Origin of the sequence: Neobacillus pocheonensis, from assembly GCF_050477905.1 — a bacterium.
Lineage (GTDB): Bacteria > Bacillota > Bacilli > Bacillales > Cytobacillaceae > Neobacillus > Neobacillus pocheonensis_A.
Genome location: NZ_JBCNAD010000047.1, coordinates 89,160 through 101,041 on the forward strand (window position 1 = coordinate 89,160; position 11,882 = coordinate 101,041).

The following is an 11,882-nucleotide window of genomic DNA, read 5'->3' on the forward strand; positions in this document are numbered from 1 at the left end:
CTTAAATATTCTTAAATATATTAACTAGTTTTCATGCGATTGATGTTCATTCTTAACAGGATCCGTTTTAATAGGGGCCTGGATAATCTGCGTTCTTGCATTACTATTTGTGGTATTGGAAGACATCGTGTGCGAATCACCCATCCCCATTTCTGGTCCTGCAGCGGTTCCCGTTTGATCCGGTCCATGATAGGTTGGAGCATTCGGAAAAGTCGTTACTCCACCAGGTGTATTCCGATCCCCAATAAAATGAATTCCGCTCATCATACCCAGTCCGTAGTTCCCTCCCTGAGAAGATTGGCTTGCTTCAGAATGGTCATGCATCGGATAACAAATCGGTGATAATTGTACAGCTAAATCATAATCCCCGACCTTTTCACCAATGTCAGGCATGTGCATGCCTAGTTCTTCTGTTGGCGGCCAAACCGGGTGAGGTGTAGAACCAACAATCCTTGGATTTGGTATCGATATTAACGGCTTATCTGGAAGCCCAATACCACGTTCATTCGGAACATCAGGTGGTCTAATAAACGGTACTGCCCATTCAAATATTTCCAGTGGATTAACGGTTAAGGTGTCCATCCAAATCGGATTCTCATTAGCGATACCATTTACACCGATTAGGTAAACATGGTTTGCGTGAATGTGTAAAGAATGCATCGAAAGACCTGCGTTTAGTATTCTAACCACAACCGGTTCCCCCACCCTTTGATTAGGGGTAATATAGGGATTATGAGCCGCGAACCAACCGGAATGTCCATTGATGGTGAAGAATTCCGGTTTTTTATTTAAACCATCTGGTCTGTACCGATCATATTGAAAGGCCTTCATAAATTGTGCGGCCGGATAATCTTTACCAGGGGTATAATTCCCTACCTCCGCAAATAAACGGGAACTGGCTTCATGAAGAACCCAGACATACTGTCTAAATGCAGGTGTATGGGTCGTCGTGTCTCCTTCCTCCCAGGCTAATCCTGGAAAATGGGCAGAAGATCCAAAATCATCAAACAGCTCTTGAACTCCCGGTGTCGGTTTAGAGTATGGGGTGAATTTATGACCGCTAACAGCCGCTAATGGCATAACTACTAACGCCCCATGCAGCCCCATCACTCGATTCACAGGGGCATTTAAATTATCGTAATATAAATATGTCCCAGCCGTTTGCGGGGTAAATTCAAAAGTTTTCGTATCTCCTGGCCGAATTGGACCACTATCTACCAATCCACTTATGTAAAAGGCATGCGGCTCATCGAGGGAATTGGTGACTGTCACTTTTACTGTATTTCCTACAGTTGTAAAAATATGGGGGCCTGGAACCTCTGCAGGGAAATTTTTCTCCTTATAGAACCAAAAGTAACATTGTGCTTTGTTAATAGAATTGTGTGTGACCATGTCCTTTACAGCATCTGTAATGGTGAAGTTTAGTTCTTGAACCTGTTTTGCAGTGGTAGCCAGCAGCGGGTTTTTAGAGATCCATGATGGCATAACGCTCCCTACAACTAATGATGCTATGCCGCCCCCAGCATACTTTACAAAATCTCTTCTCTTCATGTTTTCCTCCTTTACCCACATAAAAGATAAGATATATTCTTCCCATTTGAATTTGACAAGCGTACCATCCAAAAATCCTGTAAATAAGTCTTCATCCTCATTCCTTGGTTCATATCTACTTGACGGTACTTTATTACTATTCAAATCTAGTTGGGAAAATTCCTAATTTAATTTTGAAACTTCAATAGGTAAAATTAACTAGTTTCAAGTTTTTAAAATAACCCCGGTTCTATTCACCGAGGTCATTTATTTCAATTTATAAAAGGTATCTGTATAGCCTTCTTTCGTATCTGGATCTTGTTCTACCATGAAAAGAAGTTGAGAATCCTTTTTTGGATAGGCATAGGATTGATACCTTTCGCTCAAAAAATTATAACTAGTCTTCTTTATTGCGAACTCAGCTTGATATTTTTCTTCTAAGTAATTTTCCATGTTCATTGCTTGTTGTTTTTTCTCCCATGGCGTTCCATAAAATTGTGAGTATACATAAAAACAAATTACTAGTATCAGTAAGGATAACAACCAAAAAATAATTTTAGTGGCTTTAATATACCTCACCTCACAATTATCTGAATATTTAAAATATAATATTCGACGTTTTTCTGAATTATTCCTTCCTCTTTTACAGCTTGTCTCAGAAAAAATGTTAATAAAAAGGCGCTGTTAAATTTGGCTGTTGATTTCCGCTCCAGGCGCTCAGCAAACCCGCGGGCGTGCCGGGAAGCCTCCTCGGCGCTTTGCGCCTGTGGGGTCTCCCCTGCCCCGTACTCCCGCAGGAGTCGAGCGCCTTCCGCTCCAATCAACAGAGTATAAAAAACAACAATATCGTTTAACAGAGCAAATAAAAAAAGAACGAACTTTATCGCTCGTTCTTACTCAACAAATTATTTTACATCATACCCTTGGTCATCTATGGTTTCTTTTATGGTGTTTAGTGAAACTACATTCCCATCAAATTCCACGTCCACTTGACCCTTATCCAATTTAACAGCTACTTTCTTTACACCCTGGAGAGCTCCTACGCTGCCCTCAACGGCTTTTACACAATGGCCGCAAGACATACCACTAACATTTAATGTTACATTTTCCATCTTTATTCCTCCATTATTTTTTCATCAATTTTTGGATGGTTGTTAGCACTTCATCCAAGACCTCGAAATCTCCTTCTTGGATGCGCTCCACAACACAGCTTTTCATATGACCTTCAAGTAAAACCTTTGCAACGCTATTTAGCGCCGATTGGGTGGCGGAAATTTGGTTGATGACGTCATCACAGTAGGTGTCTTTTTCGATGAGTCCTTTAATGCCGCGGATCTGGCCTTCAATCCGATTTAGTCTTGTGATCAAATTATTCTTTACTTTATCTGAATGATGGCTTTTCCGATGGCTCTCACAATGTTCACTGCATGATACTTCCTCTTTGTGAAAATCTTCTAAAGACATTTTCCCGCCCTCCTTTTTTCACATTATATCATACCCCGGTACCGTAATTCGATGAAGATCAAGTGACATTACCTTGTTTCTATTTTAATTTCTCCGTTATGATTAGAGTTTTATTTTTTGAAGTCTTAAGGCATTTATGACAACTGAAACGGAGCTGAAGGCCATCGCTGCTCCGGCAAGCCACGGTGCAAGAAACCCGATTGCAGCGACTGGAATTCCAAGCGTATTATAGCCAAATGCCCAGAATAAATTTTGTTTAATATTGTTAATGGTTTGCTTGCTGATCAAGATGGCATCGGCAATACTTGTTAGGTCTCCCCTCATTAACGTGATATCGGCAACTTCCATGGCGACATCTGTTCCTGTTCCAATTGCCATTCCGATATCAGCGATCGCTAGGGCTGGAGCATCATTAATACCATCTCCAACCATCGCAACGAGTTTTCCGTGCTGTTGAAGCCTTTTCACTTCCGCTGCTTTTCCTTCTGGTAAAACCTCGGCTATGACAGAATCAACACCAACTTCTTTGGCAATCGCTTGAGCCGTACGGATATTGTCGCCTGTCATCATGATCACTTCAAGACCCATATCTTTTAATTTCTTGATTGCCTCTTTTGAAGTCTCTTTAACGGTATCAGCAACGGCGACCATGCCTGCGAATTTACCATCTATCGCTACTAACATGGCAGTCTTTCCACTTTCCTCAAGGGCAGCCATCTTTTGATTTAATGATTGAAAAATAACACAATGTTGATTTAATAATGTTCGCGTGCCAATAATTACTTCCTTTCCGGCGACGGTTGCTTTAATCCCATATCCAGGAATCGCTGTGAATTCGGTTGTTTCTAATAAACGAATCCCCCTTTCTTTCATGGCATTTACAATCGCTTCCGCAAGAGGGTGTTCAGATTGCTTCTCGGCCGAACCAACCAATTGCATGAATGATTCTTGATTAAACTGACCTTCTACTACAATATCTGTTAGCACCGGTTTGCCATTCGTTACAGTTCCTGTTTTATCCAGGACAATGGTTGTAAGTCGATGAGTCATTTCCAAATGCTCGCCGCCCTTAAATAACACGCCAGCCTCTGCCGCACGTCCAGAGCCTGCCATAATGGAAGTTGGTGTCGCAAGTCCTAACGCACATGGACAAGCAATGACAAGCACCGCAATCATTTTTTCTAAACTTTCCGCAAAGTTTCCCGGCTTTACCCAGATGAACCACACGAAAAATGTCAGCAAGGCAATCCCAATCACAATAGGTACGAAAATCCCTGAGACACTGTCGGCCAATCTTTGAATAGGAGCTTTCGAGCCTTGTGCTTCTTCAACGACTTTAATAATTTGCGCTAAGGCAGTATCTTTGCCGACTTTGGTCGCTTTGATTTTAATGAAACCGTTTTTGTTCATCGTTGCGCCAATAACGGAATCACCTATTGTTTTATCAACCGGAACGCTTTCCCCGGTTATCATTGATTCATCAAGTGAAGAATGTCCCTCGATTATTTCACCATCGACGGGAACCTTTTCACCAGGTTTTACAAAAATAATATCGCCTGACACTACTTCCTCCATTGCAATCGCTAGTTCCTTACCATCTCTGAAAACTGTAGCGGTTTTTGCTTGAAGGCCGATTAATTTTTTAATTGCTTCAGATGAGCGGCCTTTGGCACGAGCTTCAAACAATTTTCCTAATATAATCAGCGTAATAAGGATGGCGCTTGTTTCAAAATAAAGCTCGATTGACTGCTGACCATTTCGGATTGAAAGAATTGAAGCATACAAGCTATAAAAATAGGCAGCCGATGTCCCAAGCGCCACCAGGACATCCATATTGGCACTTCCATTACGAAGGGCTTTATAGGCGCCGATATAAAACTGCTTCCCAACAATAAACTGAACAGGTGTTGCAAGGGCTAATTGCACCCACGGATTCATGAGCATTTCTGGCAGATAGATAGATGAGGTAAATTCAAAATGGCCCACCATTGCCCAAAGTAATGGAAAGGATAAGATGAGTGATAAAACAAATTTACCTTTTTGTTTTTCAATCTCTTTTTCGCGCTGATCCTCCGCTTTTTCGGTAACTACTCCGTAGCCTAGGTCATTAATTTTTTGAACAAATTTATCCACATCCGTTTGTTCTTCCGCATACTTGATTGTCGCCTTTTCAAGCGCCAAATTTACGTTAGCCTCTTGAACTCCTTCGAGTTTATTTAAACCCTTTTCTATTCGGGCTGCACAAGCCGCGCACGTCATCCCTGTAATCGGTAATTGTACTTCTTTCGTGATAGAACTCATAATCTTTCCCCCTATCTATGGAACCTTAGTTGGATGCTTTATTGTTTGTTTTATACTTTTATACTATACCCCCCTACCCTATTTTGTCAATGTAATTTTCCCTTATACATTTTAATTTATAATCTTCGGGGAATGAAACCATCTCAAACATGCTCATATTGGAAGGATTTGGGTCAATCTTTAAGCATACAAGAGGTATTTTATTGTGATGCTCTCTCAGTCCTCCATATACCTCCTCTCCCCTTTTTATCGACTTTGTGCAGCATAATCCTTGATGCTAAGATAGTAACTGTGCAACACAATAAGTCGCTAAGAGCGATCATAGCCGGAGGGATTCGTTATTCATTATTTAAAGCTGAATTACACAAATGAAATGGAAAAAGCGATGATGAAAGCCCATGGAGTTTGTTACGAGGTTTATCGGAGAAACCATCGAGTAAGGATGCTAGTGGAACAACGAAGAGAGCGAGATCATCTTAAATATCAACAAATACTTACAAATTTGGATCGGAAATTACACTTAAACTATATTGAAAGAAGAGCACACCATTTAGCCTCATTATAGATAAATCTCGGTGCCTGACACCCGCCCAAAATTTATGTTTGGCTGGTTGTCAGGTCTTATTTTTTCTGCAGTTCTGATTTGTTGACAGGACCTTTTGACCATGCAATACTTGAACTACCTTTCAGGTTCTTCTCCTAATGAAATCAATAAAAGGGAGTTTTCTATGAAGCCACGGATAATCATGAATTTCGCTTTAATTATTACACTTTATTCAGCCTTAACGTTTTATATTGGCTGGAATGGCTGGATTTGGCTCCATACTGCATTTGGACTTCAGGACAAATGGATATTCGGAGTCATTCTCGAACTCATTTCTTTTTCCTACATTATTGGTCATTTCCTAAAAGGAATCCCCTTTTTTAAAGTGATTGGTGCTTATTGGTTTGGCTTATTACAATATGCCATTCTTTTTCTGCCGCTAGCAAATCTCATCGCTTTGGTATTGATCTACCTTAACCTTCCTACCACAACAATCGTCAAATGGGTCGGAGCATTTGTACTAGCTGCTTTTATTGTTCTATTTTTATATGGATCATTTAATGCCTATAGCCCCGTCGTACGAAAATATTCCCTTGCCATTCCCAAAAACGCGGGTAAGCTTACAAAACTGAGAATCGCCATGGCATCTGATATGCATTTTGGAAGATTGTCGGGTATATCACACGCAAGAAGGCTTGTTCGTGAAGTCAACGCACTTAAACCAGATCTTATTTTAATGCCTGGTGACATCATTGATGATGATCCAGAGCCATTCATTCAAAAAAACTTTGGCGATGTGATGAAGGATTTATCTGCTCCATTAGGAGTATTCGGGGTCCTTGGTAATCATGAATATTATGGAGGCGGCATTCCAAGATATTTAACCGAAATGAATCGAATCGGGATAACGATTTTGCTAGACCAGGTAACAAACATCGCAGACAGTTTTTATTTAGTGGGACGGAAAGATAAAACCGATCGTGATCGAATGCCGATTGAAGACTTATTAATGAATACCGAGATCAATCTACCGATCATTATGATGGACCATCAACCTGCTGAACTAAAACAAGCCGAAAAAAATCATGTGGACCTGCTATTGTCAGGTCATACTCACAGAGGACAAATGGCTCCAAACCATTTGATCACTAAGAGAATGTTTGAAGTAGACTGGGGTTATCTAAAGAAAAACCAGCTTCATACGATTGTTTCATCAGGATTTGGTTTTTGGGGTCCTCCACTTCGAATTGGCAGCCGCTCTGAAATCATTCAAATTGACGTTACATTTGTATAATCGGTTTAATTTTAAGCTATGTTAAAGAACATTGTTGATTTTTAATGCTAGTTGATTGGAGCGGAAATCAACAGACAAATTTAACAGAGCCTAATTATAAGATAAAAATTTTTCAAAATAAGAATGCAGAAGAAGGAAATTTAAATATTTTTTCGAATAATATAGTGTAACTTTAGTGGTTTTTTTCTTTTATCAAAATCTGAATAATTTGAAAGGTGTTGGTTAATTTGGCAAATCAAGCTGAACCAAAAAAAGTCTCTGTAAATTCTACGATTTCTTTAAAAGGGATTGTAAAAGCCATTTTCCACGATACCATTCATGTCCAGATTGGTGGTAAAGTAATTTCGCTGCCAACTTCAGATTTCCTTTTGGAAAACAAACTAAGTAAATAGAAAAGAAGGCGATATCTCTTTTTAGGGATGATCGCCTTTTTTATTAGGTTTATGACGCTGCATGTTGATAACAGTCACAGGTAACGATATGGTCATTCACCATTCCTACTGCCTGCATAAATGCATAACAAATCGTCAAGCCCACAAATTTAAAGCCGCGTTTTTTTAAATCCTTGCTTAATTTATCACTAATTTCAGTTGACGCTGGAACATCCTTTAATTCTTTAAAGTGATTTTGAATAGGTTTGCCATCAACAAATGACCATAGGTACTTACTAAAAGAACCAAATTCCTCAATTACCTTCAAATAAGCTTTTGCATTCGTAATGACTGCATTGATTTTTAGTTTATTTCTAACGATTCCTTCATTATGTAAAAGCTCTTCAATCTTTTTTTCATCGTAAGAAACAATTTTATCCGCCTCAAATTGATCAAAGGCATTCCGGTAATTCTCCCTTTTTTTTAATATCGTATACCAACTAAGTCCAGCCTGTGCCCCCTCGAGATTTAAATACTCAAAAAGCAAGCGATCATCATAGACAGGCACTCCCCATTCATGATCATGGTAATCGATATACAAGGGATCTTGATTCACCCAACCGCATCTATTCATATTTTCACGTCCCTTTTTCTTTCTTTCCCTTCTATTATCATCCATTTTCCCCATTTTATCTAGACCCGACCAGTTCACATCCTGACATCCCATATTCTTACATTACTCAAAATAATCTAAAAAATAAAAATACTCCTTCTATTTTTTCTGAACTTATGATAGTGTATATATCAGAAAAAGGATTGACTGCAACAAAAATTTTAAATGAAGGATTCCCTTCATTTGGAAAGGATGGGAGAATGGAACAAATCTCTTTTCAACAGTTGGTTAGAAATAAATTCTCCGATTTATCAGCTGGTCAAAAGAAAGTGGCCAAATATCTGATTGAAAACCTCAATCAAGCTGCCTTTAAGACCGCCTTTCAAATTGGCCGGCATGCAGCCGTTAGTGAAACCACAGTGATACGTCTCTCTTACGCGTTAGGATTTGAAGGGTTCAGCGAAATGCAAACAACCATACAACAAGGGCTTATCCAGGAAAATCAAGCAGAAAATGAATATAGTATCCGCTTGCCTTTTAGGAACAGCGATCCTTTTAAGAGAGTGATATTAAATGAGATTCAACTTTTAAAGCAATTAATCAACAGGGCCAACGTCGAGGAGATTTGGAAAGCCGTGGATGCCATCATTAAGGCAGATCAAGTGCTAATAGCCGGGCATATGCTTTCCCATGCAGCAGCCTATTGGTTTTCTTATATGCTTGGGTCGATTAGAAATCATGTTACGCTTGTCTCCCCGACTGGAGAGTTTTTCGAAAAATTTTCTAATCTTACGAAAGAATCTGTCGTAGTGGTTTTTTCCTTCCCTAGATACTCTAACGACACGATTAAATTAGCTGAGTTTGTTGCAGATAATGAAGTGTGTTTAATTAGCGTAACCGATCGCCTTCTTTCCCCTGTTGGTAGAATTTCAGATATTGTTCTTACGACAGAGGAGAATGCCGAAACCGGTAGCAATTCTATTGCTTCGGTTATTAGTTTAGTTGATTTAATTATTGAAGGCATTCATGAAAAAGACCAAGAACGAATTCATCACCACCAACAAAAGCTGGAAAAAATGTATTCTAGTTTTAATGTATTCAATGATTAAGGAGCTTCTATTTTGGAATTTCTTCATTATATTAAAAAAAATAACGAGAACATACTTCAAACGTATCATCAATTACATACCTTGGCTGAACCAAGCTGGGAAGAAAAGAACACTTCTCACTATTTGGCTGGCCGTCTGAAGCAAGCTGGCTTCATAGTAAAGACATTTCCGAACCATTTTGGAATCATAGCAGAAATTCCCGGAGAATCAGACCAAGTGATTGCATTAAGGGCTGATATGGATGCGCTTGTTCAGGAAGTCGATAGTGTGGTAAAACCAAATCATTCTTGTGGACATGACGCCCATAGCACCATGGTTTTATATGCAGCACTTTCGCTTGCTTCAAGTGGAATGAAACCGAAACACACGCTTCGCTTTATTTTTCAACCTGCTGAAGAAAAAGGTGAAGGTGCCCTTCAAATGATAAAGGATGGAGCTTTACAGAATGTATCCATGTTATTTGGAATTCATGTCCGTCCAAATGTTGAGGTCCCTTTTATGAAAGCTTCCCCTGTTATCATACATGGTGCAGCCGGAACCATAAAAGGAACGATCAAAGGACTTCAGGCACATGCATCCCGTCCCCAAGATGGAATCAATGCCATTGAAGCAGCTGCTTTGCTCATTCAAAAACTTAAAGAGATTGATTTGATTACGAAGACCCCTTATTCTATTAAAATGACACAGCTCCAAACTGAAAATGCGGCTACGAACGTAATTCCAGAAACAGCCACCTTCTCGATTGATGCCAGAGCGCAAACCAATGAGACAATGAATGAACTTAAATCTATGACAAAGAAGATTATGGAACAGACAATGGAAGAATCTGGTGCCGCAATCAATTGGTCAATGGAAGAATTTGTCCCGGCTGCCTCTGTCCATCAAAGTGCAATAAAAATTGTTGAAACCGCTATCATCGACGAACTAGGAAAAGAAAATCTGATTCCAGCCACTGTTTCTCAAGGAGGTGAGGATTTTCATTTTTACACTGTCGATAATCCTGATTTAGCAGCAACGATGGTTGGACTAGGCTGTGATCTATCACCAGGTCTTCATCACCCACAAATGAAATTTAATTTAGATGCCTTACAATATGGAGCAAATATTTTAATAAGAACCATTTTATTAGCCTTAGAAGAATAATAAATTCAAAATAAAAGAGGTGTTTCTATGCAAAATACTGTTCGTAAATCTGACGTTGTTATTCAAACTTCTGGAACTGAAAAAGAGCACTTAGAACGCAAGCTTAAAACAAGACATCTAACCATGATTGCTATCGGGGGAACTATTGGTACCGGTCTCTTTTTAGCCAGTGGGACGACCATTCATGATGCTGGTCCTGGAGGAGCGCTTGCTGCCTATCTAATTGCAGGGATTATGGTATATTTCCTAATGACAAGCCTTGCTGAAATGGCTTCCTATATCCCTATCACTGGATCATTTAGTACATATACAGCAAGATTTGTCGACCCTGCCTTAGGATTTGCAGTCGGCTGGAACTATTGGTACAACAACGCTATCATTCTAGCTCTTGAATTATCTGCATCAGCCTTAATCATGAAATACTGGCTGCCGGATGTACCTGGTATTGTCTGGAGTGCAATTTTCCTTGCGCTAATTTTTGGATTAAATGTTTTATCCGTTAAAGGATATGGCGAATCAGAATTTTGGTTTTCGATTATCAAAGTGGCCACCATCATCATTTTTATCGCAGTGGGTGTATTGATGATATTTGGCATTATGAACGGCCATACTGGTGGATTTGACAATTTCACTAAAGGAGAGGCCCCATTCAAGGGTGGTCTATTATCTATCTTCAGTGTTTTCATGGTTGTGGGCTTTGCCTTCCAAGGTACAGAAATGGTTGGAGTTGCGGCTGGGGAAAGTGAAAATCCAGAAAAAAATATTCCGAAAGCGATCAAGCAAATCTTTTGGCGCATTCTATTATTCTATGTATTAGCGATCTTTATTATCGGTTGTTTAATCAGCTACAAAGATCCGAACTTATTAAGTGGCGATCTTGAAAATATCGCTGTTAGCCCGTTCACACTTGTATTTAAACATGCCGGCCTTGCTTTTGCAGCTGCTGCCATGAATGCTGTTATTTTAACATCCGTTTTATCTGCTGGTAACTCATCATTATATGTGGGTTCACGAGTTCTTTGGACATTAGCAGAAGAAGGAAAAGCTCCTGCATTTTTGAAAAAAGTTAACAAAGGCGGAGTACCAGTTAGTGCGCTCATTCTTACTACCCTTGTAGGAATGCTGTGCTTCCTGACTTCTCTTTTTGGTGATGGAACTGTATATTCTTGGCTATTGAATGCGGCAGGTTTAGCAGGCTACCTTTCCTGGTTAAGTATCTCAGTAACTCACATCCGATTCAGAAAAGCTTTTAAAGCACAAGGTAAAGATTTTAATGAACTGCCATATGTAGCGAAATGGTTCCCATTAGGACCGATTTTGGCAACTGTGCTATGTTTAGTAGCGATGCTTGGAACGAATTACGGAGCATTTATCGGTGTCAAGGTTGACTGGTATGGAATCGCTGTCTCTTATATTGGACTTCCATTATTCATAATGGGTTACTTAAGCTATAAAATTACTAAAAAATCAAAGATGGTGCCATTACAAGAGGCAGATTTCAGCAGAGAATAAT

At 39.5% G+C, this 11,882-nt stretch carries 11 protein-coding genes; 5 read left to right on the top strand and 6 right to left on the bottom strand.

Annotated features, from left to right (window positions below; all coding sequences use genetic code 11):
* Window positions 1–24: 24 nt before the first annotated feature.
* From ABES02_RS24400 to ABES02_RS24420, 5 genes are all read right to left on the bottom strand, one after another.
* Window positions 25–1,551 (bottom strand): multicopper oxidase domain-containing protein, encoded by a 1,527-nt coding sequence (locus ABES02_RS24400; protein WP_430140366.1) that lies wholly within the window; start codon window positions 1,549–1,551, stop codon window positions 25–27.
* A 246-nt stretch (window positions 1,552–1,797) separates the two neighbouring features.
* Complete coding sequence (locus tag ABES02_RS24405; protein ID WP_430140367.1) at window positions 1,798–1,989, bottom strand: hypothetical protein; 192 nt, start codon at window positions 1,987–1,989, stop codon at window positions 1,798–1,800.
* A gap of 446 nt (window positions 1,990–2,435) precedes the next feature.
* Window positions 2,436–2,642, bottom strand: a complete 207-nt coding sequence (copZ, locus tag ABES02_RS24410) for a copper chaperone CopZ (protein WP_430140368.1) — start codon at window positions 2,640–2,642, stop codon at window positions 2,436–2,438.
* A 13-nt stretch (window positions 2,643–2,655) separates the two neighbouring features.
* On the bottom strand, window positions 2,656–2,994 hold the full coding sequence (locus ABES02_RS24415; protein ID WP_430140369.1) for a metal-sensitive transcriptional regulator: 339 nt from the start codon (window positions 2,992–2,994) through the stop codon (window positions 2,656–2,658).
* Window positions 2,995–3,096: 102 nt separating this feature from the next.
* Window positions 3,097–5,295, bottom strand: coding sequence for a heavy metal translocating P-type ATPase (locus ABES02_RS24420; RefSeq protein WP_430140370.1), 2,199 nt, complete (start codon window positions 5,293–5,295; stop codon window positions 3,097–3,099).
* 728 nt (window positions 5,296–6,023) lie between these two features.
* Between ABES02_RS24420 and ABES02_RS24425 the strand changes: the two genes are divergently transcribed.
* Together ABES02_RS24425 and ABES02_RS24430 are read left to right on the top strand one after the other, a co-directional pair.
* Entirely contained in the window at window positions 6,024–7,133 is a 1,110-nt protein-coding gene (locus ABES02_RS24425) for a metallophosphoesterase (RefSeq protein ID WP_430140371.1), read from the top strand.
* Between the two features lie 227 nt (window positions 7,134–7,360).
* Window positions 7,361–7,525 (top strand): hypothetical protein, encoded by a 165-nt coding sequence (locus tag ABES02_RS24430; protein WP_430140372.1) that lies wholly within the window; start codon window positions 7,361–7,363, stop codon window positions 7,523–7,525.
* A 49-nt stretch (window positions 7,526–7,574) separates the two neighbouring features.
* Here the strand turns inward: ABES02_RS24430 and ABES02_RS24435 are convergent, their stop codons facing one another.
* Window positions 7,575–8,138 carry a DNA-3-methyladenine glycosylase I gene (locus ABES02_RS24435; protein ID WP_430140407.1) on the bottom strand — a complete coding sequence of 188 codons (564 nt, stop codon included), beginning with the start codon at window positions 8,136–8,138 and terminating at the stop codon, window positions 7,575–7,577.
* Window positions 8,139–8,377: 239 nt separating this feature from the next.
* Between ABES02_RS24435 and ABES02_RS24440 the strand changes: the two genes are divergently transcribed.
* The 3 genes from ABES02_RS24440 to ABES02_RS24450 are packed head-to-tail and all read left to right on the top strand — an operon-like array spanning window position 8,378 to window position 11,881.
* Window positions 8,378–9,226 carry a MurR/RpiR family transcriptional regulator gene (locus ABES02_RS24440; RefSeq protein WP_430140373.1) on the top strand — a complete coding sequence of 283 codons (849 nt, stop codon included), beginning with the start codon at window positions 8,378–8,380 and terminating at the stop codon, window positions 9,224–9,226.
* 12 nt (window positions 9,227–9,238) lie between these two features.
* Window positions 9,239–10,369 (top strand): amidohydrolase, encoded by a 1,131-nt coding sequence (locus ABES02_RS24445; protein WP_430140374.1) that lies wholly within the window; start codon window positions 9,239–9,241, stop codon window positions 10,367–10,369.
* Window positions 10,370–10,396: 27 nt separating this feature from the next.
* A complete protein-coding gene (locus ABES02_RS24450) occupies window positions 10,397–11,881 on the top strand; it encodes an amino acid permease (RefSeq protein ID WP_430140375.1) in 1,485 nt (494 codons plus the stop codon).
* Window position 11,882 lies beyond the last annotated feature (1 nt).